27 protein-coding genes and 1 other RNA gene are annotated in these 22,708 nt (G+C 41.2%); 3 read left to right on the top strand and 25 right to left on the bottom strand.

The annotated features are described in order from the left end of the window. Positions 1-7 precede the first annotated feature (7 nt). From LF817_RS05335 to LF817_RS05255, 17 genes are all read right to left on the bottom strand, one after another. Positions 8-592: a TetR/AcrR family transcriptional regulator gene (locus LF817_RS05335; protein WP_253934741.1), complete on the bottom strand. Its 585-nt coding sequence runs from the start codon at positions 590-592 to the stop codon at positions 8-10. A gap of 87 nt (positions 593-679) precedes the next feature. Then, a complete protein-coding gene (gene msrB / locus LF817_RS05330) occupies positions 680-1,639 on the bottom strand; it encodes a peptide-methionine (R)-S-oxide reductase MsrB (RefSeq protein ID WP_253934740.1) in 960 nt (319 codons plus the stop codon). 84 nt (positions 1,640-1,723) lie between these two features. Further along, entirely contained in the window at positions 1,724-2,245 is a 522-nt protein-coding gene (vrrA, locus tag LF817_RS05325; RefSeq protein WP_253934739.1) for a VrrA/YqfQ family protein, read from the bottom strand. An 80-nt stretch (positions 2,246-2,325) separates the two neighbouring features. Next, the gene (locus tag LF817_RS05320) at positions 2,326-2,997 is read right to left on the bottom strand and encodes a uracil-DNA glycosylase (RefSeq protein ID WP_253934738.1); all 672 of its coding nucleotides are present in this window, start codon (positions 2,995-2,997) and stop codon (positions 2,326-2,328) included. A gap of 79 nt (positions 2,998-3,076) precedes the next feature. Then, a complete protein-coding gene (locus LF817_RS05315) occupies positions 3,077-3,325 on the bottom strand; it encodes a DUF2584 family protein (protein ID WP_253934737.1) in 249 nt (82 codons plus the stop codon). A 24-nt stretch (positions 3,326-3,349) separates the two neighbouring features. Beyond that, on the bottom strand, positions 3,350-6,463 hold the full coding sequence (locus tag LF817_RS05310; RefSeq protein ID WP_253934736.1) for an AAA family ATPase: 3,114 nt from the start codon (positions 6,461-6,463) through the stop codon (positions 3,350-3,352). A 1-nt stretch (position 6,464) separates the two neighbouring features. Next, positions 6,465-7,619 (bottom strand): exonuclease SbcCD subunit D, encoded by a 1,155-nt coding sequence (locus tag LF817_RS05305; RefSeq protein ID WP_253934735.1) that lies wholly within the window; start codon positions 7,617-7,619, stop codon positions 6,465-6,467. 100 nt (positions 7,620-7,719) lie between these two features. Then, on the bottom strand, positions 7,720-7,938 hold the full coding sequence (locus tag LF817_RS05300; RefSeq protein ID WP_253934734.1) for a YozE family protein: 219 nt from the start codon (positions 7,936-7,938) through the stop codon (positions 7,720-7,722). Between the two features lie 85 nt (positions 7,939-8,023). Beyond that, complete coding sequence (tatC, locus tag LF817_RS05295; protein ID WP_253934733.1) at positions 8,024-8,785, bottom strand: twin-arginine translocase subunit TatC; 762 nt, start codon at positions 8,783-8,785, stop codon at positions 8,024-8,026. 73 nt (positions 8,786-8,858) lie between these two features. Further along, positions 8,859-9,047 (bottom strand): twin-arginine translocase TatA/TatE family subunit, encoded by a 189-nt coding sequence (locus LF817_RS05290; RefSeq protein ID WP_253934732.1) that lies wholly within the window; start codon positions 9,045-9,047, stop codon positions 8,859-8,861. 23 nt (positions 9,048-9,070) lie between these two features. Continuing rightward, positions 9,071-9,286: a twin-arginine translocase TatA/TatE family subunit gene (locus LF817_RS05285; protein WP_253934731.1), complete on the bottom strand. Its 216-nt coding sequence runs from the start codon at positions 9,284-9,286 to the stop codon at positions 9,071-9,073. 73 nt (positions 9,287-9,359) lie between these two features. Beyond that, on the bottom strand, positions 9,360-9,992 hold the full coding sequence (gene mobA, locus LF817_RS05280) for a molybdenum cofactor guanylyltransferase (RefSeq protein ID WP_253934730.1): 633 nt from the start codon (positions 9,990-9,992) through the stop codon (positions 9,360-9,362). After that, positions 9,989-10,483, bottom strand: a complete 495-nt coding sequence (locus LF817_RS05275; protein ID WP_253934729.1) for a dihydrofolate reductase — start codon at positions 10,481-10,483, stop codon at positions 9,989-9,991. The genes mobA and LF817_RS05275 overlap by 4 nt, the downstream gene beginning before the upstream one ends. A 42-nt stretch (positions 10,484-10,525) precedes the next feature. Next, on the bottom strand, positions 10,526-11,482 hold the full coding sequence (locus LF817_RS05270) for a thymidylate synthase (RefSeq protein WP_253934728.1): 957 nt from the start codon (positions 11,480-11,482) through the stop codon (positions 10,526-10,528). A 19-nt stretch (positions 11,483-11,501) separates the two neighbouring features. Further along, a complete protein-coding gene (locus LF817_RS05265) occupies positions 11,502-12,101 on the bottom strand; it encodes an HD domain-containing protein (protein WP_253934727.1) in 600 nt (199 codons plus the stop codon). A gap of 10 nt (positions 12,102-12,111) precedes the next feature. Next, positions 12,112-12,966 carry a DUF72 domain-containing protein gene (locus LF817_RS05260; protein ID WP_253934726.1) on the bottom strand — a complete coding sequence of 285 codons (855 nt, stop codon included), beginning with the start codon at positions 12,964-12,966 and terminating at the stop codon, positions 12,112-12,114. A 50-nt stretch (positions 12,967-13,016) separates the two neighbouring features. Further along, a complete protein-coding gene (locus LF817_RS05255) occupies positions 13,017-14,687 on the bottom strand; it encodes a formate--tetrahydrofolate ligase (protein WP_253934725.1) in 1,671 nt (556 codons plus the stop codon). Between the two features lie 168 nt (positions 14,688-14,855). Here LF817_RS05255 and LF817_RS05250 point away from each other — a divergent pair, with 168 nt between their 5' ends. Together LF817_RS05250 and LF817_RS05245 are read left to right on the top strand one after the other, a co-directional pair. Beyond that, positions 14,856-15,524, top strand: coding sequence for a queuosine precursor transporter (locus LF817_RS05250; RefSeq protein WP_253934724.1), 669 nt, complete (start codon positions 14,856-14,858; stop codon positions 15,522-15,524). A gap of 126 nt (positions 15,525-15,650) precedes the next feature. After that, positions 15,651-16,043, top strand: coding sequence for a ribonuclease HI family protein (locus LF817_RS05245; RefSeq protein WP_253934723.1), 393 nt, complete (start codon positions 15,651-15,653; stop codon positions 16,041-16,043). A 24-nt stretch (positions 16,044-16,067) separates the two neighbouring features. Here LF817_RS05245 and LF817_RS05240 read toward each other — a convergent pair whose 3' ends face one another. The 4 genes from LF817_RS05240 to LF817_RS05225 form a co-directional block, all read right to left on the bottom strand. Further along, positions 16,068-16,349, bottom strand: coding sequence for a DUF6123 family protein (locus LF817_RS05240; RefSeq protein WP_253934722.1), 282 nt, complete (start codon positions 16,347-16,349; stop codon positions 16,068-16,070). A gap of 91 nt (positions 16,350-16,440) precedes the next feature. Continuing rightward, positions 16,441-16,617 carry a hypothetical protein gene (locus tag LF817_RS05235; RefSeq protein ID WP_253934721.1) on the bottom strand — a complete coding sequence of 59 codons (177 nt, stop codon included), beginning with the start codon at positions 16,615-16,617 and terminating at the stop codon, positions 16,441-16,443. Positions 16,618-16,698: 81 nt separating this feature from the next. Further along, positions 16,699-17,193, bottom strand: coding sequence for an isoprenylcysteine carboxyl methyltransferase family protein (locus LF817_RS05230; RefSeq protein WP_253934720.1), 495 nt, complete (start codon positions 17,191-17,193; stop codon positions 16,699-16,701). A gap of 1 nt (position 17,194) precedes the next feature. After that, complete coding sequence (locus LF817_RS05225) at positions 17,195-18,280, bottom strand: type III polyketide synthase (RefSeq protein ID WP_253934719.1); 1,086 nt, start codon at positions 18,278-18,280, stop codon at positions 17,195-17,197. 264 nt (positions 18,281-18,544) lie between these two features. On the opposite strand from LF817_RS05225, the gene LF817_RS05220 reads away from it, so the two are divergent. After that, positions 18,545-19,087, top strand: coding sequence for a hypothetical protein (locus LF817_RS05220; protein ID WP_253934718.1), 543 nt, complete (start codon positions 18,545-18,547; stop codon positions 19,085-19,087). Between the two features lie 45 nt (positions 19,088-19,132). Here LF817_RS05220 and LF817_RS05215 read toward each other — a convergent pair whose 3' ends face one another. The 4 genes from LF817_RS05215 to gpsB form a co-directional block, all read right to left on the bottom strand. Beyond that, positions 19,133-20,626 (bottom strand): carboxypeptidase M32, encoded by a 1,494-nt coding sequence (locus tag LF817_RS05215; RefSeq protein ID WP_253934717.1) that lies wholly within the window; start codon positions 20,624-20,626, stop codon positions 19,133-19,135. 31 nt (positions 20,627-20,657) lie between these two features. Beyond that, on the bottom strand, positions 20,658-21,794 hold the full coding sequence (locus tag LF817_RS05210; RefSeq protein WP_253934716.1) for a THUMP domain-containing class I SAM-dependent RNA methyltransferase: 1,137 nt from the start codon (positions 21,792-21,794) through the stop codon (positions 20,658-20,660). Between the two features lie 114 nt (positions 21,795-21,908). Next, an RNA gene (gene rnpB, locus LF817_RS05205) (RNase P RNA component class B) lies at positions 21,909-22,287 on the bottom strand. Between the two features lie 95 nt (positions 22,288-22,382). Next, positions 22,383-22,703: a cell division regulator GpsB gene (gpsB, locus tag LF817_RS05200; protein WP_253934715.1), complete on the bottom strand. Its 321-nt coding sequence runs from the start codon at positions 22,701-22,703 to the stop codon at positions 22,383-22,385. Between the last annotated feature and the right edge of the window lie 5 nt (positions 22,704-22,708).

Below are 22,708 nucleotides of genomic sequence, written 5' to 3'. Positions count from 1 at the left end.
AGCGAGGTTATTTTGTCAATTTATGCGCAGCCACACCGTGTTCAATCAAATTCAAAATTTGATCTGCCATTTGTTCATTCCCCACTTTATTTTTATGTGGAAACAAAATCGCGTGAAAAATAATGTCGGCAATAATCCCCGTATCTACTTCCGCGGACCAGATTCCCTCTCTCTTCGCCTCTTCAATCCAATCGATCATAATTTGATAAGCCTTTTGATGTTCTTCGGCTAATTGTTCCATATAATACGCGGCAAGCTCCTGATCACTCGTTTGAATATCCCTGATCATTCTTTCGACCTGATGGATTTGAGCATGGTCTAGGAGTATAAATAAAAATTTCCGAAGCTTTTCATTGGCTTTTAGATGATGAGGAATAGATTCAATGCGTCCATTCATCTCATTCATAATTTCGCGCAAATAAGCGATCAACAGCTGATCCTTGTTCCGATAGTACTCGTAAAGTGTACTTCGGCCAACTTCAAGTTTTTCTGACAGCTTTTTAAAATGAACGCCATGAATGCCATCAGTCCGGATCAGTTGTCCTGTCGTCTGGAAAAGTTCTTCTTTTGTAAGTGCTTTTTTTCTACCCACAGCGTTCATCTCCTTATGTCAGGCATATATACAGTATACCAAACCAACTAAGTAAAAAAAGCAGGCACTAAGTCGGCCTGCTTTCACTCAATCGAATAAGTAGTTCAAAAATCCGTAACCTCTCTCATCCAGTTGCTCTTTAGGGATAAACTCGAGAGCCGCCGAATTAATGCAGTAGCGCATTCCTCCTCGATCTGACGGGCCGTCTTCAAAAATATGCCCGAGATGGGAGTCTCCTTTATCGCTGCGCACTTCTGTACGCACCATGCCATGCGAGGTATCGACATTTTCTTTCACTTGTTGTTTTTCAATCGGTTTTGTAAAGCTCGGCCATCCACAGCCTGCGTCATACTTGTCCTTTGAGCTGAATAAAGGCTCTTTAGATACAATATCGACGTAAATTCCTTCACCTTCATGATCATAATATTCATTCTGAAAAGGGCGCTCTGTGCCGTTTTCCTGCGTTACGTGATATTGAATGGAAGACAGTTTCTCTTTAAGGTCTTTTTGGTCCTTATTTACGTGCCAGTGATCCTTAATGAAATCTGCACGGCCAGAACCTTTTTTATATCTTTTATAATGATAGGCATTTTTTTTATGGTACTCCTGATGCTTCTCTTCAGCTTCGTAAAAAGTTTTCGCTGGCAAAATATCGGTTACGATCTCGCCTTTGAATTTATTAGATGCTTCAATACTTTTCTTACTTTCTTCAGCTATCTTTTTCTGTTCATCATCATGATAGTATATCGCTGTCGTATACGATTCCCCTCGATCGGCAAACTGACCGCCAGCATCTGTAGGATCGATTTGCTGCCAGAAAATCTCGACTATCCTCTCATATGGGAATATGCTTGGATCATATACGATTTGAACCGCTTCACGGTGGCCTGTCGTTTCCGTAATCACGGACATATAAGTAGGGTTGTCAGTGTGACCTCCCGTATAACCCGATTTCACCGAAATGATACCCGGGCGTTCTTCAAAGGGCTCGACCATGCACCAGAAACACCCTCCAGCGAACGTTGCTTGTTTATATTGTTGCTTCATATGAGAACCTCCATTATCGATAAGTTCAATGCGTATCTTCTATTTTTGCTAATAAAAAAGAAAAAATCAAGTAACATGCACAGCCTAAATGTATAACTTAGGCTGCGACACTCCTTGATTAGAGGATTCCCTCTGCTTTTCTCTCTTCTTTTCCACCTTTTCAGGACTATTCCGTTTCCTTTGCTTATGGTTAGAATTGACCTTTTTTGTGTGTTTTCTTTTAGGTTCTTCCTTCTTACTTCCGCTGCTTTCTTCAGATTCCTCATCTTCAGCTTCTTCATCGTCTGATTCGTTCATCAGCTTCATCATATTAATCATAGCAGGTATATTTTTCACCATAGGTCCATACTGTTTGATCATCGGACCTGCAGTCTGCATGGCTTTCAAGGCTCCCTGGATTTGATTAAGCCAATTCCCCCCGGCCCCGGCAGCTGGAACTTGAGCCTGCGGACTGAAGAAAGGCATTTGTCCGAATCCTCCGGCTCCCGGAGCAGAACCTCCCCCGCTTAAAAAATTAGGAAGTATTCCTCTCATATTTTGAAACTGTTGAGGTTGTATGCCTGGTACATTTCTAGCAGGGCCGAAAAATGGTTGATTACGATACATAAAGACCCCTCCGTAACTCGTCATAACATAGCCTATGCTCGATGGAGAAAGGGTGTATGGGCCTTTGCCTTTATGGATATTTAATCGGGGATACGCCAGTTCACCAGGTCTTGTCCTTTGCTTTCAAGGAATTCATTCGCTTTAGAAAACGGTCTACTCCCGAAAAAACCACGGTAGGCTGCTAATGGGCTTGGATGGGGCGCCTGCAAAACTAGATGTTTACTCGTATCGACAGAAGCTGCTTTTCGCTGTGCGGGTTTCCCCCATAAAATAAATACGGCTGGCCGTTCTCTCTGATTAAGAGCTTCAATCACTCGATCAGTGAATACTTCCCATCCCTGATTACGATGGGAATTGGCTTGATGGGCACGTACCGTCAACACGCTATTCAGTAAAAGGACGCCCTGCTCAGCCCACGATACCAAATTGCCATGATTTGGCGGCTCTATTCCTGTATCGCTTTTCAGCTCTTTGAATATGTTTTGAAGAGAGGGAGGAATGTCCACTCCTTTTTGCACAGAAAAGCTGAACCCATGGGCTTGATCTTCGCCATGGTAAGGATCCTGTCCGATAATCACAACTTTTGTCTGTTCGTAAGGCGTATGATGGAAAGCCGCATAAATATCTTCCATTCGCGGAAAAACTCGTTCAGTCGCGTATTCTTTTTTTAGAAACTCTCTCAACTTTTGATAGTATGTTTTATTCAACTCTTCAGATAAAATTTCTGCCCAATCATTGATGAATATTTGCACAACAATCTCCTTTATTTCCTAGGTTTTTATTTCCCGGGCAACCGCAGGAAGTGACACGACGTGTGATAAGCTTTTTTATTTAATTGACGGAATGCAGGGAAATTAATCGATACTTGCAAATAGTTGTATTATCTTTAAGTAAAAGTTCTTTGATTTCCCCTGAACCGATTTGATCTGCTCGGATATTTCTCTTAATTTCAATCGTTTCATTCATCGGAAACAGCTTGTAGCCTTCAAACGTGATCTCAAATAAATTTTCGTCCGGATTGACACGCTTTTCTTTACCACCGGTTATGAGTGTCCATTCCATGGAAAGTGGTGTAGACATAATAATTCCCCCTTTATTTAATGATCATTGAAAAGTGAATTCTACTGTAGATCCTTCCGGGCCTGAGTGGATTTGCAGCTTGGCAGGAATCTCTTCCTTCAATTGAGGGACATGTGAAATGATACCTAACATTCGATTCCCATCCTGAAGACTTCTTAAGCATCCGATCGCTTGCTCTAGAGAAATCTCATCCAGTGTGCCGAAACCTTCGTCGATGAATAACGTTTCCAACTGTACTCCCCCTGCATGAGACTGCACCACGTCTGACATTCCTAAAGCCAGGCTTAAGCTTGCTTTGAACCCCTCCCCTCCTGACAGGGTTCGGACTGAACGTTTTTGACCAGTGTGATGATCGATGACCTCCAAGTCCAGACCGCTTTGTGCTCCTCGTTTTGCGACAGCATCACTGCGGGTCAATTGGTATCTGTGGTCGCTCATTTGATCAAGACGAATGTTGGCTTGAATCAGAATTTCATCCAGATAAGAGGCTAGAACGTATCGTTCAAGGGAAAGTTTTAAAGGATTATCCCCTCTTGCCAGGTTGGACAGCTCGGCTAAATCATAATATTGACGGGAAAAATCCTCTTGTTCTGCCAGTAGATTTTTCATCGTATCTGCGACTGTCTCGTTTTGGCTGCAGACAACCTGTAAATGGTGAACGACTTGTTGTTGCTTTTCGACTTCTGCTTTTTTCATTTCCCAAACTTCAAGTACTTGATCAAGATCCGGGCGCGACTGGTCAGCCAATTTGGTATTCAATTCCTGTAACCGTTCATCTGCGATTGCCTTGCGCTTTTCAAATGACTGAATGCGATCTTCCATGCGCTGGATTTCATCAGCCGGCTTTAAAGCTGATGTATAGTGTTCGACCGATTGGAACTGAAATTGTTCAAGCTTCAAGTGGAACTGCTCTTCTTTTTCCTGGAGAACTTGTTTCGAATCCATAAAGTATCGCTTGGTTTCTTCTTTTTTTGTAATGGACGTCTGGTATTGCTCAAGGAACGTTTGATAATCTTCCTGGATTTTTTCCCATTCATTGACGACCCGTTCATACCTTTTTGCAGCTTCGCTCGCACGCTCTTCCATTCTTTTCGAATCAAATGTTTCAAACGCATACGTATTTTTAAGGTGATGGAGTTCAGTTTCGACTTGAACCTTTTCCTGCTCCAATTGGTGAGAGCGTTTTATAAGTGCTTCTTCCTGCTCACGCCATCGCTGGAGCTTTTCTTCCACTTTCTTAAGAAGGTCAGCCGCTTCTTGAGCTTGCTTTAATTGTTTCTCAGCTTCTTCGGTCCGGCGTTTTTGGTCATTAGAAGCATCTAATGATTTGCGGTGATACTTTTCTATCAATTCATCCGTAAGCTCCTCAACTTTAAGGTGAGAGATTTCCTTGCACAATGTTTCTACGATCTGCTTTTGAGACTCACCTTCTGCTTTCGCCGTTGTCATTGTTTCATATTTTTGTTCATACTTATGTGCAGCCATTTCGTACTGCGACTTCAACTCATCGATTTCTTTATTTGATTTGACACCTTCAGGCTGTTCGGCCAGCGATGGGTGCTCGCTTGACCCACATACAGGGCAAGGCTGATCGCCTGAGAGGTCTAAAGCTAAATGGTAAGCACGGTGCTGCTTCAGCTCTTCAATCGCATGATCATAATGTTTCTTTGCGTCTGTTTTTTGTGTATGAACCGTTCTTGTTTCATTCCTTAAATTTTGATACTTCGTTCTTAAAGTCTGAAGCTTTTTCCATTCGTTTCTTAACTTATTGATGTGGTCAAGCTGTCGAAAGATCTCTGTGTTTTTTTCTTTTGCCTCATATAAAGTTGTCGTAACTTCTCTCTCCATCGAAGCGTATTTGTTGAGCCTTTCTTTTTCCTCAAGACTGGATGTTTTATGATGATTTATTTCATTCTGTTCCCTTTTAAGGCCTGCCTGTTTGTTCTCCAATTCACGCACCGATTGATCAAGTGTCAGCACTTGCCCCAGTCGATCAAGCATTTCTTGTTTTCTTTTCATATCTTCTTTTAATCGTTCTCTATGTTCTTGATTAGACTTTTCTTTTTCATACAACTGTTTGGCACTATCAAACTTCTTTCCGGACTGTTCCACTTGTATCTTTTGTGCTTCTAATTGTTTCTCTAGACGCTGTTTTTCTTGCTGTCGTTCATCCACTTGTTTTTTGAAGGGGTGGACTTCTGCAGCGCGCTTTGCCAGTTCGATTGATATATCTATTTGGTCCATAGTTTTTTGTTCTTCATTCAATAATTGTTTCTCTTCACGAAGCTTAGCTTGTTCGACGAATAGATCTTCAATGTTTTTTGAGTGATGAAAATTTTCCTGGGCTTTTTCTGTCGCTTTATTTAAAACTTTAAGCTGTTCTTCTTCCGTTGTTTTTTGAGACCTTTGATGGGTGAGTGTACGTTCCAACCGTTCGACGATTTTATGAGGTGTGTTTTCCGTAACTTCTTCTTCCCGGTCCCATTGAATCTTTTCGGTTTCCTGCTCCAGCTTCCATTCGAACTGCTTCATTTGTTCTTCTAAGTTTTTAGTTAGAGATTTGAAGTGATCAGTCAATTGGGAGTAGAAATGAGTGTGAAATATTTTTTGTAAAATATCTTCTCGTTCCTTACTATTCTCTGATATAAGCTTCCGAAACTCACCTTGAGGGATCATAATCATTTTTCTGAATTGCTCATAGTCAAGGCGCAGCAGGTCTTCAATCGTTTCATTGACCTCTTTGATTTTTGAAGCTAGGAGACGTTCTTCTTCGTCTTGGATCAAATATAACTGAGCACGTGTCGGCTCTTCTTTCAAGCCTTCTCCCCGCTCCTTTTTCTTCCACTGCTTCGGCATCCGTTCAATACGGTATTGTTTGCCGCGAAGCATAAAAACGAAATTCACATAAGTTGTCTCGTCATCTTTTGCAAAATGACTCTTCAGTGTATCCTGGTCGCGATCGGTTCCGCTTGCTCTTCCGTAAAGTGCAAAACACATCGCATCAAAAATCGTAGTTTTACCAGCGCCGGTAGGGCCGGTCACCAAAAATATAGATTCTTCTCCAAGTTGTGTGAAATCCACGACTTGCTTATATTTGTATGGGCCAAATGCATTCATCGTCAAATGGATGGCTTTCATGCTATTTCCCCCTTTCTGCCGCTCGCACATCTTCTATCGCGGTCTGGATCAATTGCTTCCTTTGTTCAGGCAGCTCATCTCCTTTAATATCTTCGTAAAAAGCTGAAAATAACTCGAGAGGACTGAGTTTCTGTCTTGATTGAAGCTGCTGCACCTTTTCTTTTTGATTTGATGCAGTGAAAGAGGCCCTCTCCAAATGAAGGATGTTAGGGTACACTTTTCTCAGTTTTCCCATTGGATCAAGGATTTGACCATCATCTAGAAGACGTATGTGCAAATAGTTCTCGTCACTTTTTGCACTGCCGCCTGACATCAAATCATCAAAATAGCCCTCTACCACTTCAAAGTCACGCTTAGGCAGCAAAGGGATTTGTTCGAAGGTGAAACCATCGCGATCTTTCAATTCTACAAGAGTCACTGATTTGTTATGGTTCACTTCCGAAAAGGAATATTTCAAGATTGAACCACTGTATCTGACGGCTTCTCTCTTGATTCTTTGGGCCTGATGTAAATGACCTAAAGCTACATAAGAGAAGTCTTCAAACAATGACGCATCCACATATGGACTTCCGCCTATCATCGAAAGACGTTCTTCAGATTCAGATTCCATTCCTCCGGCAATGAAGGCATGTCCGACCCAAATATGACGTTCGTTTCTATCATATTTCTCCATAATGAAATCAATCAGCCGCTCCGCTGCCTGCTGATGACTTTTTATAGAATCATCTTTCAGCATGTAAGCGACTTCTGCGGGTTCCACATAAGGAATTAGATGAAAGTGAACAGGACCATATTCGTCTTCAAACGTCACGGGTTCGTAGTTACTAGATAGCTTCGTATCCAAATAAAACCCTTGTTTGCGAAATAGCTGCGCACCGAACTCCAATCTGTCTGGGCTGTCGTGATTCCCAGAAATCGCGAGAACGGGAATTTGTAAATCGTTGATTAACTTAGTCAATGTTTTATTCAATAAGTCAACGGCCTGCTTAGGAGGGATGGATCTGTCATATAAGTCACCGGCTATCACTACTGCATCAGGCTGTGTGTCTTTTACTATATCTATAAACTGATCCAGAATATAAGCTTGATCATCTGTCATATAAACGTTATTGACGATTTTACCAAGGTGCCAATCGGCTGTATGTAAAATTCTCATAAATACCCTACTTTCTCTATAAAACTCTTACTAACCATTATACTAGATTTTATGGCACCTGGAAAAAATAAAAGATACCTGTGAGAAGGTATCTTCATAGTTAATTTTCTTCGATTTGGTAAGCGTCATATAAACGATCAAATACTGCAAGCGCATTAGGAAATGGCACATTCCACTCCAAATAGCTGCTGATTTCATCATAAGATTTTGCCTGTTTAGGAAAACTATGATCTTCAAACATCCAATCCGCCAGCTGTCTTTCATCATCTATTTGTTTGTTGCCCCTGTATCTCATCATGTAATGGTAGAACGATCTCACTACAGATCCCCTCCCTGCAGTCTCTTTTGTATAGTTTTAACATGTTTACGTTGTTATAGCAAAAGTTAGTCTTTCAAGATAAAATCTAGCTTTCACTGTCTTCCATGAATTCCCTGTGCGCTTTAAGTTTTTTACGATAAACGATACGGGAAAGGATTATACTTACTTCGTATAAGATAATGAGTGGAATTGCAACTACGATCTGCAAAATGAAATCCGGCGGTGAAATCATCGTTCCAATAATGATCAATACGAAATATGCATATTTTCGTATTTTAACAAGAAGCTCTGGATTCAGAATTCCGAGGCTTGTCAGAAACATGACAAATATCGGGATTTCAAAGAGTAGAGCAAACGGAATGGTCACTCTAAAGACGAACCGGAAATAACGTTCCACAGTAAACAGTTCATTGAACATGCCGTCGTTCAGTGAAAGTAAGAAGGGTAAAATCAGCTGCACAAAAACGGTGTAACCGAAAGCTAACCCGGACACAAACAACAAAAATATGGCAGGTATGTAAGCCAGTGACACTTTCGTTTCTTTTGGAGTGAGGGCCGGCTTGATAAATAACCATAGCTGCAAACTTAACATAGGCAGAGAGCCAATGAGAGCTATAATGCTTGCAAGCGTGAAATAAATCCAAATGATTTCACCAGGGCTTGTCACGCTGAGTTTTATAGGGATGTCCGATTCAAGAAAGCTGTAGATTTCACGAATGTAGACGAACCCTGCGATAAAAAATATGATGAATGATGCAAGCGACCAAATGATCCGTCTTCTCAGTTCGGTTAAATGATCGGTTATATTCATTTCCAGGTCGTGATTGGAATTACTGTTATCTGACATGATCTACATCCTCCCAGGCTATAGTTAGCGGCCTGACATAAAGAAGATGTAAGGGAAGCCCCTTACATCTTCTTTATTTACCTTTTTTGTCTTCTTTAGCAGAGGACTGCTCATCCGACATTAAATCACCAGTAGCTTTCTTAAATTCCTTTAAGGAACTGCCGAACGCCTTCCCGATCTCAGGAAGTTTAGCGGGACCGAAAACGACTAAAGCGGTAATCAATATAAGTAAAAGACCTGGCACGCCAATACTCGATAGCATGTTTCAACACTCCAGTATGATGATTATTTTTGCTGGCTAGAGTTATTACCGTCTATGATATTTTTAGGTTCCGACACTTCTTCTTTTCCATCTTCGGTCAAATCACGTGCAGATTTTTTGAATTCCCTCAAAGTCTCTCCTGTAGCTTTTCCTATTTCTGGGAGCTTTTTCGGTCCGAAAATCACTAGTGCAATGACAAGAATTAAAATTAATCCTGGTATACCGATGCTAGATAACATAGAGTCACCTTCCTTTATATAAACATAAGCTTAAACGTTTACATGGTCCATATATCAATCTTTGTCTATCATATCACGTTTGATGGCGGTTGTCTTTATCGATACTGGATTTTTCCAAATGAATCAGCGCTTCTTCAAAGTCTTTTTTTGTATTCATATTGAAAAAATGCCAGGCAAGCGTTTCCTCTGACATACCGGTAAAATCATGTACATACGTGACTCGACACCTCTCTTCTTCTAAAAGAGAGACCACTTTTCGTTCTCCACGGGAAATCAACTCCTCACAGAGTGGAGCCAGGCTTTGATGATATATGCCAGACAGCGGTTGAACCCGGCCTCCATATACAGGGATGACCGCATCGGTATAAGGGGTTATGTGTTGCTTTATAGCTTCTATTATTTGTGGGTCGATAAAAGGTGTGTCACAGGCTGAAATCGTGACGTAACCTTCATCGGCCGCATCGAGGACGGCATGGATTCCTCCTAGAGGTCCGTTGCCAGGGTACTGATCCTTTATGCATAGATAGGGTTCTACAGTGTAATTACAATTTACAAATACACGAGGGACAACCTTCTCCAACGTGTTAAATATCCTATCAAGCACCCTCTGACCGCCAAGAGTCATTTGAGATTTATCTGTTCCCATCCTTGTAGAGCCGCCGCCGGCAAGGACCGCGCCACAAATGTTCACATCGTTAACGCTCATAATCTCACACGGTCGTAAATGCGGAAATAATAATCATAAGGATTTTTCTCATCCTTGATGCCTTTCTTCTCCTCCACTAAATGCCAATCCGCTTCCTCATATTCAGGGAAAAAAGTATCTCCTTCGAACTCATGATCAATATACGTCATATACATCCGATCGGCGAAAGGCTGCATTTTCTCAAATAGTACACTGCCTCCTATGACAAACCACTCTTTGTCAGGGTACGTTTGATTCATGCGGATAATATCATCTATCGAATGAATGATTTCGCAGCCTTCCACTTCATAGTTTTCATCAGAAGTCAAAATTATATGCTTCCGCTCCGGGAGAGGCTTCCCGAACGACTCGAAAGTTTTTCTCCCCATGATAATCGTCTGCCCCCAGGTCGTATCTTTAAAAAATTTAAAATCCCGGGGAATGTGCCAAGGCAAATCATTGTCTTTTCCTATTAAACGATTCTTATCCATTGCAAATACAAAAGAAATCATAACCTCACCTCTTCGCTGATATCTATTTTTTTAATAAAAAGTTTACACGGCTACTGGAGCTTTAATCCCGGGATGAGGATCATAGCCTTCCAATTTAATATCTCCCACTTCAAAATCGAACAAGCTCTCTATTTCTTTATTCAACAATAATTCTGGAGCTTCTTTCGGTGTTCTTGACAGCTGTTTTTCTATTTGTTCGATATGGTTTGCGTAGATGTGGGCATCTCCTAGCGTGTGAACGAATTCGCCTACTTCCAAACCACATTCCTTCGCAATCAAATGAGTAAGAAGAGCATAGCTTGCAATATTAAAAGGTACGCCTAGAAAAATATCAGCACTTCGCTGGTACAACTGACAGGACAACTTTCCATCAGCTACATAAAACTGGAACATCATATGACACGGAGGTAAAGCCATATTGGAAGGGACATCCTCTGGATTCCAGGCTGTAACAATGTGCCTTCTCGAATCAGGGTTATGTTTAATGTTGTAAATGACATCCTTAAGCTGATCGATAGTGTCACCACGTGTTGTCTCCCAAGCTCTCCACTGTTTGCCATAGACTGATCCCAGGTCACCAAAACGCTCGCAGAAACTGTCATCGTTCAACACTTTTTCTTTGAATTCAGCCATTTCTTTATCATAGGAAGCTTTGAATTCTTCATCCTGCTGACTACGTCTGCCAAAATCGGTCATGTCCGGTCCTTCGTATTCCGAGCTTTCGACATAAGATTGAAAGGCCCATTCATTCCATATGTTATTGTTGTGCTCCAACAGGTAACGGATATTCGTATCTCCTTTGATAAACCATAAAAGTTCGCTCACAATTAAGCGAAAAGGTACTCTTTTAGTCGTCAATAAAGGAAATCCTTCCTGTAAATCAAAGCGCATTTGATATCCGAACAAAGAATACGTTCCTGTACCCGTGCGATCACCTTTGACCGACCCTTTATTCAGCACTTCTTTACATAATTCTAAGTATGTTTGTTCATTGTTCATCGAGCTTCACCAGCTTTCTCTAAATTCCCTCTGTGTTCCATTCTTCAAAAAATTGCTCTAAATAATTTAACATATATTTGTGCCGTTTGTCTGCTTCCTTCTTTGCAAAAGGAGTGTGCACGTTGGATGATAATGTGAGCAGTTTATCATAAAAATGCTGAATGGATGTGGAGCTTTGATCACTGTGTAACAGCTGTTTATGACTACCTCCATAAGCAAATGTCCGGGCGATCCCGATTGCACCGAGAGCGTCAAGCCGGTCGGCATCCTGGACAATCTTTCCTTCTAGCGTTTCTGGTACAGTGCCTTTTGCGAAGGAAACATCTTTAATGGCAGTGAATATATCATCTATCTTCTGTTCGTTTAATTGAAGAGTGAGAAGGAAGTCCCTCAGTTCTTCTAAGGCGGTTTCAGGATGATCGAACAATTTCGCATCACCTATATCGTGGAGCCAGCCTGCTGCCTCTGCTACAAAAAGATCGGCTCCTTCATCGTGTGCAATAGCAAGCGACCATTTGGCGACACGTTCCATATGATAATAGTCGTGGCCGGTAGGGTCTTCAGCAAAGTGCTCATGAACTAGTTTCTTTATAGACTGGATGACGTGTTCCTGATTCATTTTATCACCTCTAAAATTGAAAAAGATCCATTTGTCTCGGGTTTAAATTTTCATATTCGATTTGGAGAAGTTCTTGCATTTGTTTAGCGTTATCTGCCGCATCTCCTCCTGAATTATTATTGAACAGCAGCGTTACTTCAGGTGTTATTGCCTGCAGTCTATCTACTCTTTCCTTCCATTCTTTCAGTTCTTGTTCGTTATACCTGTATAAGAACCTTACTTTACGCCAGTCTTTTCTTCCATTCTTGTTCCATCCATGTACATTTCTTCCATGAAAACGCACCAGTGTCTGTGCAGGGTGAGTAGGTACCTCCACTAATGGGACAGAACTTTCCCCTGCTTGAGGTTCATCACATATCGTATGAATCCATTGCTGATCCTTCATGAAATCCAACGTTTGGTTTTTATATTTATCGGTAAACCAAGACCGGTTGCGGAATTCTAAGGCAAGCGGATAAGGTTCAAGCCAATCTTTAATCAGCCTCAGCTTTTGAATGTGTTCTTTTCGCACATCAAACCATGGCGGGAATTGAAACAGAAGAGCCTGTACCTTATTCGCTTCCACCACAGGCTGGATTGATTCTTCATATCTTTTGATAAGATCCTTCGCTTCTTGGACTGTTCTCGTTTCACGGTCATGGCCGGTCAGCTTTTGGAACGCTTTGATGACAAAAGAGAAGTTATCCGGCGTTTGTTTCAGCCACTTTTCATAATGGGTGACCGGCTGGATAGCATAAAATGCAGTATCTACCTCAACGACTGGAAAATGAGAGGCATATACGGATAGTTTTTCATCTGGTTTAGTTTGGTCAGGGTACAGAGTAGCGTGATCTCCCCAACCCGTTAACCCGATACGAATGCTCAATGGTAATCCTCCTCTCCCGAAAAAAGGATGTGAAACAGCAGCTTACGAGGCTAGAATAATCCGGTTATCGTGCCATCTTCTGTTACATCCATATTTAATGCAGCCGGCTTTTTCGGCAAGCCGGGCATAGTCATCACTTCCCCCGTTAAAGCAACGATGAAACCTGCCCCTGCAGACACTTTTAATTCTCTCACTGTAACTGTAAATCCTTGAGGACGTCCATACAGTCCAGGCTCATCTGAAAGAGAGTACTGTGTTTTTGCCATACAGACAGGCAATTGATCATGTCCGTGCTTGTTCAACAGTGCCAATTGTCTCTTAGCCTTTGAGGTATATTCTACATGGCCGGCTCCATATATTTTCACGGCCACTTTATGAATTTTTTCTTCCGTAGAATCTTGTAGATCATAAGTATAAGTAAACCTTCCCGATTTAGAATCGCAGCACTTCATCACTTTTTCAGCTAGATCAACCCCGCCTTCTCCCCCTTTAGTAAAGACTTCGGTTAAGGAAGAAGCGACGCCTTGATCGTCACACCAATCCTTCAACCACTGAATTTCCTTATGAGTATCAGTAGGAAAACGATTGATAGCTATGACGTATGGAAGGTTGAATTGATCTATCGTTTCCATATGCTTCTTAAGATTGGCCACTCCCCGAGTAAGAGAGTCTAAATCCTCGTTGTCCAGCTGACTCTTTTCTACACCTCCATGCATCTTTAAGGCTCTAATAGTAGCCACGATGACGACGGCACTCGGTTCGAATTGACCGGCGCGTGTTTTAATATTTAAAAACTTCTCAGCCCCTAAATCTGCTCCAAAACCTGCTTCTGTAACTACATAGTCCCCTAATCTCGCAGCTGTTTTTGTTGCGATCAGACTATTGCAGCCATGAGCGATATTCGCAAAAGGTCCGCCATGGATGATGGCTGGCGTATTTTCCAGAGTTTGAACAAGATTAGGCTTCATGGCCTTGTGAAGCAATAAAGTAAGTGCACCTTCAAACCCCAGCTGTTTGACCGTTATCTGTTCTTTATTGTAGGTGTAGCCGATGACGATGCGCGATAATCTAACTTTTAAATCTTGCAAATCACTGGCTAAACAAAGGACTGCCATAATTTCAGAAGCTACAGTAATAGTGAAGCCATCCTCCCTCGGCACCCCCTTCGCAGGTCCCCCGAGGCCGACGACCACTTCACGCAGTGCCCGGTCGTTCATATCCAGTACGCGCTTCCATTCCACTCGACGCGGATCAATTTTCAAGTCGTTTCCCTGATGGATGTGATTATCGATGAAGGCTGCCAGTGCATTGTTGGCTGCTGTTATCGCATGAAGATCACCGGTGAAATGCAAGTTAATATCTTGCATAGGAACAACCTGGGCATAACCACCTCCAGCCGCTCCCCCCTTCAGTCCCATCGTAGGTCCAAGAGAAGGCTCGCGCAGAGCAATTACTGCTTTTTTATCTAATAAATTCAAAGCCTGCCCCAGTCCTACAGTGACTGTAGATTTTCCTTCTCCCGCCGGAGTCGGGTTAATTGATGTAGTCAATATGATTTTCCCGTCATTTTTATCAGGAAATTTATTCAAAATGTGTTGTGAAAGTTTGGCCTTATCATGACCATACGGCTCCCATTCATCTGGAGTTAATGATAGGTTCTCTGCGATGTTTTTAATGGGTTCAATACGTGCCTCTAAGGCGATTTCAATATCAGATTTCAATGCAAACAGCTCCTTCAGCGATCCTGTTAATACTATTGTACCTAAATGACCATCGTTCTAGTATGATTATATAATTCTATTGAAAGTCAATACAAATCCCCGTATAATTAATGGCTGTTGTCACGCGGTTCGTAAACTCCCGCGTTATCAAAACTAAGGAGGAAAAAAATGAGTAACGAGTGGATATGGATCATATTCGCCATTATAAATTTCAGTTTATTATTAGGAGTCTATAAACTGTTCGGTAAACCAGGATTGTTCGTTTGGATCGGAATGGCTACTGTTGTGGCGAACATTCAAGTAGTTAAGACGATTGAACTGTTCGGCTTAACCGCCACCCTTGGAAATATCGTGTATGGTACAGCATTTCTCGCAACGGATATCTTGAATGAAAAATATGGAAAAAACGATGCTAAAAAAGCAGTGTGGATGGGCTTCTCGACATTGATTGCCATGACGATCATGATGCAGATGGCCATGTTGTTCACTCCCGCATCCTCTGATATTGCTCAGCCTGCTTTGGAGTCCCTGTTTGGGGTAACCGTACAAATCGCTGCAGGAAGTCTTCTAGCCTACATTGTCAGTCAATATTTCGATGTATGGCTTTATTCCAAACTGAAAAACGTGTTTACTTCTGACAAGACGTTGTGGGTAAGGAATAATGGCAGTACAATGATCAGTCAGTTATTGGACAGCGCCATTTTCTGTGGAATCGCCTTTTACGGATTATATCCCTTTGACATTTGGCTGGAAATATTCCTGACGACTTATATCATCAAATTTATCGTAGCTTTTATGGATACACCGTTTTTATACGCGGCTAAAACGTTTAAATGAATCACTTTTGATAAGATCAGCTTTAATTAATTAATTTGTTCGAATCTACTCACGGTTTTATTTCGTAAATGTTAGCTGATACCGTAATCATAACAGATACCAAAACATGAAAGGAGCTGAGGAACCATGATAGAGGTCTATACAGATGCCGCGAGCGCAGGAAACCCAGGCCCCAGCTCCATCGGTGTCCACATTAAACAAGCCAAGAACCGTTATGAATTCAGTGAACACTTGGGCGTTTGTTCAAATCATGAGGCTGAGTTCCACGCGGTTATTCGCGCTTTGCAATATTGTCAAAAGCATTTCCCTGGTGAAATTATATCCATCCGCTGTGACTCCCAAATCGTCATTCAATCCGTTGAAAAAACCTATTGCAAAAACCCGGTTTATACTCCGTTATTGAATCAAATTCTTGCACTTCACGATAAGTTTTCTTATGTATTTTATAAATGGATATCTGATAAAGAGAATAAACACGCGGATCGGCTGGCACGAGCAGAACTAAAAAGGAATCAGTAACTGAAAGGTTACTGATTCCTTTTTTTATTGGTTCGAAGGCAGCCCCCTTCGTTCTAAAGATTCGTAAGCTTGCTTTCTTGTGGTAATTGATGATGAAGAAATATGTTCTAAAACACTTATGTAAAAACTTGGGTCGAATTTTTTCTGTAGTTTCAAAGTCATCTTCAAAGCTAAAATCGTTTTCCATTCTTCTACATTCGTTGAGTTTTTACCAAAATAAATAAAATGAACATCTTCATCAGAGAGCTTGAAGCCTCTCGACCATAAATCTTCTAAATAGTAAGCTAGTGAGTGAGTTTTCTTCATGGAACGCTCCTTGGTAAACAGAACTTTAAACGACAACTTGTGAGTAATTTCTCTTATATTCATTATAACAAATAAAAAAGCCAAGTGTGAATCACTTGGCTGTTAATGTCTTTTTGGAAGGTTTTTGCGGGATTTCCTGATGTTTATCTTTTGAGGCTGCCAAGATTTGAATAACAGACTGGGCGGCTGCTGACCCGCCTTTAGCCATCATCCGAACGATCACTATACAATAAATCCCGACAATGAATAATAAAAGAAAAACCATCATATCTGCCACTCCTAATTGATAATGATTTTCATTAATGATTAGATTATAGCAAAACAAATAAATCACAGCAATCTTTTATATTCAAAATTCACCTTCAAGCGCTCTCTCTTCAGCAGGAATGCGGACGGTAAGTACCAGTAGATGCAGTAATGGAAAGACAATAGCTGTAAAGTAAGCCTGAAAAATCAGTGGTATAATTAGTAATTCTAAAAAGACGATGATGTAATTCGGGTGTCTAACATAACGGTATGGACCTCTTTCTACCAGATGTTCGTCAGGTATGACGATAATTTTAGTATTCCACCGCCTGCCTAGTGAAAGGATACACCAGATCCGCAGTATTTGAAGCAGAACAAATGTAACGATCAGTACAGGAGTAAACCACATCTGCATCCCTCGGAAGTAAAACCACTCAAACAACAAAATGGTGAAGAATGAAATATGAAGAACGATGAACAGAAAATAATGACGACTTTCGACTTCTACACCGCCTCTTCTGAACATCCACTTTTTATTAGAATGAGCGACGATAAGCTCGGCTACCCGTTGAACGACTAAAAAAATAAACAACCACATGTCATGCCCACTCCAAACTTACGATTTCTGAAGAGAATCCAGGTCCAAGAGAAGTCATAAAAGATTTCGTCCCTTGTGGAGGATTATTTACCATGATACGTTCTAAAACAAAATGAACCGTTGGAGAAGACATATTTCCGTGGTTACTTAACACTTCTTTCGTATAATCCAAAGCCTTTGAATCAATCTCCAATGATTCGATATAAGCCTCTATAACTTTTTTACCTCCTGGGTGAGCGACTATAAACGGTATTTCAGAAGGCTCCACATTGTATTCTAGGAAACAATCTTTCATATGGTCTTTCCAGAAACTACGCACTAATTTAGGAATGCTTTTTTTGAAAATAACTTCAAACCCTGTATTCACAACTTTCCACCCCATCACCGATTGACTGTGAGGCTTTGTTCTCGTACTGGCTCCTAAGACTCTTGGTGCGTTTTCAGCCTTTTCTTTCAGTAATTCAGACTCTTCCCCTGCCATAAGAACAGCAGAAGCTCCATCAGCGAACAAAGCTGAACCTACAAAATTACTTACACTACTATCGCGGTGTTGGAACGTAAGGCTGCACAGTTCCACACATACGACTAAAACGTTTTTATCTGGAGCCCCTTTAAGATAATCATACCCTTTCGCTACTCCGCTTGTTCCTCCAGCGCATCCAAGACCGAATAAAGGGGTGCGCTTTGTTTGTTCAGAGAAATCCAATTTGTCCATTAAGTAAGCGTCGATCGTCGGGGTCGAAATCCCTGTAGATGAGATAAAAATAATATGATCGATTTCAGATGCACTAATGGGACGGTTCAATAATACTTGATTTCTCAAACAGTTCATTATCGCTTTTTCACTATATTCAATAGCCTTTTCGCAATACAACTCATTGACTTCTTCTAATGTTTTTTCAGTTTGATACCATTGCAGCGGAAATGCTAATTGTCTATTATTTATCTCCGTATTTTGAAAAACTGGAAGCAGCCGTTCCTTGTGTCCAGAATCCATCGGAAATGTTTCCTGTATGAAGTTCTGAATCTCTTCTTGTTTATAATTATAATCCGCTTCGTGATGAGCGCAGGAAAGAATAAAAGCCATAAACGCACCCCTTTTTAAATTAGAGTGCCTTATAAGTTTATTATTATCCTTAATAAATTTTTTCCACTCTATTACCATGGATGCGAGAAAACTTATGGTAGAGCAGGACAATACGGGTAGAGTGCATTTCATTACCATCAATTTATACTGTTCAATCTTTCTCAGAAAATTCTCCATATTATAACAATTTTTTAAATAGTTTACACGCACAAATAGAGTATTTAGACTACTCAGTGAAACGTATATACATAGGAGGACATAAGAATGAAAAAATGGTTGATTACATTAGGAATAGCTACTGTAATTACAGTGGCTGGCTGTTCGAATGAAGAGGACAGCAATAACGGAGACTCAAATGATAACGACTCAACAGAAGAAACTGCCAGTGAAGACACGTCAGCTAACAAAGAAATCTTAAACGTGCAGCAGGATATGGCTACGACTTTCCGTCCAGAACAATCCCAGATCGCTGATTTTGAAGCAGCTGTCGGAGCAGAGGAACCTGACGAAGATACCATCCGCGATGCAGGAGAAGCAGCTAAATCTGCAGCTAGTGACGCGGCAGCTAAAGTTGAAGAGTATGAGATTGAAGCAGATCTGTCTGATGACATCATTGAACAATATGAAGAAGCTCTACCATCTCTAAAATCATATTTTGAAGAAGTAGAATCCGCTCTTGATGAAAGCCTTACAGATGCAGATCTGACTTCAGCAAATGAGGAATTCGAAAAATTCCAGGAAACCATCAATGGAATTTATGAAGATGCCGATCTTAACCCGACTAATCTCAAAAATGAATTCTCATAAATAAAAAACCAGCTGTTGTGTTAAACAGCTGGTTTTTTATACGAACTAGAGTTGATAGATGCCACGATATTTATCCGTCAAATAAGAAATTAAATAATCAGCGTTCAGTCCTTCGCCTGTCACCTCATTTAGAATAGACAGCGGCTTTTTCATTTTACCGTATTGATGAATGTTCTTCGTCAACCACTGCTTGATTTGATGAAAATCCCCAGCCTTGATCGTTTCATCTATGTCAATCTCCTGCTTCATTGCATGCTGGATTTGGGCAGCGTACATGTAACCTAAAGCATAAGAAGGGAAATAACCGAAGTCTCCCCCTGCCCAGTGGATATCCTGGAGTACCCCTTCAGAATCCTTGCGAGGAGTAACACCTAGATAGCTGTGCATTTTTTCGTTCCACAACGCGGGCAAGTGCTTCACCTCAATATCGCCGTGAATCAATGCTTTTTCTAATTCGTAACGGACCATTATGTGAAGTGGATAGGTCAGTTCGTCCGCTTCGATCCTTATAAGTGAAGGTTTCACTTCATTTACCGCACGGAAAAAATCCTCTAAAGGTATTTTTTCGAATCGCCGAGGAGCATAGGACTGGAAGACTTCATAGTGCGTCTCCCAAAATGGCCGGCTGCGAGCTATGAAATTTTCCCAGAACAACGATTGAGATTCATGGATTCCCATAGACGTTCCGGTAGCGAGAGGAGTAAAAGACAGGTTGGGATCGATATTTTGTTCATAAAGCGCATGCCCTCCTTCATGAATCGTCCCGAACACAGCCGTGCGAAAATCTTCCTCATCATATTTCGTAGTTACGCGAACATCATTTACATTCAACCCGATGGCAAAGGGGTGAATTGTCTCGTCTAAACGCCCTGCTTCGAAATCATAACTCATACGCTTTAAAATTTCTTCACTGAACTTTTCCTGCTGTTGTTTAGGAAAATGGCCTTTTAAAACTTCGGGATCCGGCTGCACAGGCGCGTTTTTAATTTCATTAAGTAGACTGGTTAAGGATTCACGAACCTTAGGAAATACTGAATCCAGCTGCTCGACCGTGATCCCTGGTTCATAATTGTAAAGCAGGGCATCGTATATGTGTTGTTCATAGCCCCACAAATTGGCGAATTCACGATTGTATTTTACTAACTCTTCTAAGTGCGGCTGAAAACTTTTAAAGTCATTATTTTCTTTAGCTTCAGCCCACCTTGATTCCGCCCTCGACTGAAGAGTGACATACTCTCTATACATAGAAGCAGGAATCTTTGTCGTGCGGTCATAGGTTTCTTCTGCGACTTGCAGAGAAGCTGTCAACCGATTACTTGAAGATTTTTTCTTAAGTTCCTCAATATACTCCTTCAGCACATCAGAGGTTTGGATTTCATGTACTTTCTGTGAAAGAACCCCTAGCACTTCTGAACGGTTATCCATCCCTTTGCTCGGCGCTTTTGTTCGCATATCCCAGGCCATCAGGCCAATAGCTTCTTGAAAAGATGACTGCTCTTTCAACAAACTCCAAAATTTTTGCTCAGTAGATAGACTCACAGTAAGCTCCCCTTGTTTTATGGCTATTTGATCACTTTACATGCTTTCCGAAATACTGATAATAATCGGTTTTGATGAAGCCGTTGAACAATTTACGTTTTTTGGTCGCTTCTTTTCCGTAAAGACTCTCGAAACTCTCGTTTGATGTAAGGATATAGACACTCCATGATGGATAATCACGCATAATCACACCTAAATCCCTGTACATCTCCTCTACTTCCGGCTTATCTCCCATCCGCTCTCCATAAGGAGGATTGGCTACAAGATAACCGTTATCTTTTTTAGGATGAAAATCTTTCACCTGCATTTGTTTCCACTGGATCAAGTCACCCAAACCTGCTTCCATTGCATTGCTTTTAGCTATTTGTATCATGTCATGGCTGATGTCAGAACCAGTAATGTCAAGAGGCTGGTCATAATTAGCATGGTCTTCCGCTTCCTCGAATGCACGTTCCCAATTTGATGAACTGATAAAATGCCAATTCTCTGAAGAGAACTCCCGGTTGAAGCCTGGTGCGATGTTTTGTCCGATTAAAGCTGCTTCAATCGCAATTGTTCCGGACCCGCAAAATGGGTCGACAAAAGGTTGATCAGGAGACCAGTTTGTCGTCTGGATAAGAGCTGCTGCAAGCGTTTCTTTAAGCGGAGCCTCTCCCTGACCAACACGATAGCCACGTTTATGCAGGCCGCTTCCTGACGTATCCATAGTGAGAAGAACTTCATCCTTATGGATAGCGACTTCTATACGGTGAAAAGCTCCAGTTTCTTTAAGAATGGAAGCCACCCCGTATTTTTTCTTCAATCGTTCAACTACTGCTTTTTTAACGATGGATTGACAATCAGGAACACTATAAAGTTTGGATTTAACGGACTTCCCTACGACGGGAAACTCACCCTCCTCTGTAATAAATTCCTCCCATGGAAGTGCCTTCGTTTGTTCAAAAAGCTCATCAAAACTATATGCTTTAAATCTTCCTACTAGCAGCTTGACACGATCGGCGGTCCGCAGCCATAAATTCGCTCTGGGAATAGCTGAGACGGGAGCCTCAAATACCACTCTGCCATTTTCTGTTTGTACATTTTCATATCCTAACGCTTTTACTTCCCGGGCAACGAAAGCTTCAATACCCATAGCTGCTGTTGCAATTAATGTCACCTTTTGTGTCATTCTGAATCCTCCTATGTATTCGTACATGAATTTCTGTGGAAATAAAAAACCCTTCTAAAAAGCATAAGGCTTTTCAGAAGGGAATTCTCATGTTGAATCAATGACCTTTGAATACTCTGTAAGCCATGTTCTGTTCCATAGTACTGCCAGCGGTGGTCAACCTCGTACTCCGGTGGTAATCATCTATCTGCCGCTTTACGCGGCCTTTCTTCAGGTTGTATTCCCATCCAAAAGTGCCCCTACCTTAATTTGGGTTGCTCGCTCGCGGGGTTTACCTCGTTCCACCTGAAATATTTCTATTCCAGCTTCGTCACTGTGGCACTTTCAAAGTATTCATACCATATTCTTACGAACGTAGGTATTTTCCCTGCCGTTAGCTAATAGCTACCTTGACTTATGGTTTCGTCAAGCACGAACACTACAAACATCTCAGTTTGTGCGAGCATGGACTTTCCTCTGCATGATTTCACTCATACAGCGATTACCCGAGTATTCAAATGAAATCAGTTTTCAACAATCTTACTCTAAAGCAAGTCTACTAATAATAGCAAAAATACTAGCTCTTGTCATCAGGTATTTTGTGGAAAACTATTCTTCAGCATATTTTTTGCCAAATACCGCTTTTTCCAAGTTGGACACCCGCTTAATGATGTCGTAATTCACCTGGTGATTTTGATTATTATTAATAGGTCTCATTCTTTGTGTGGGAGCATCATCCCGGGCCGGAAATTTTTTAAGGCGGCTATTTTCATTTTGAAGGTTTTCTATTTCTTTTGTAAAGGTTTCATAATCTTGAATGATCAAGTCCAAAAATTCATCTACTTCTTCCTGATTGTACCCACGCATAGACGTTTTGAAATCTTTTTCTAAAATATCTTTACCATTCAACTTGTACTTCTCTACACCCATTTTTA

The sequence above is a fragment of the Halobacillus sp. A1 genome (assembly GCF_024189295.1).
Taxonomy (GTDB): Bacteria; Bacillota; Bacilli; order Bacillales; family Halobacillaceae; genus Halobacillus_A.
The sequence above is the reverse complement of the archived record's forward strand: the minus strand, read 5'-3'. Positions and strand labels throughout refer to the sequence as shown.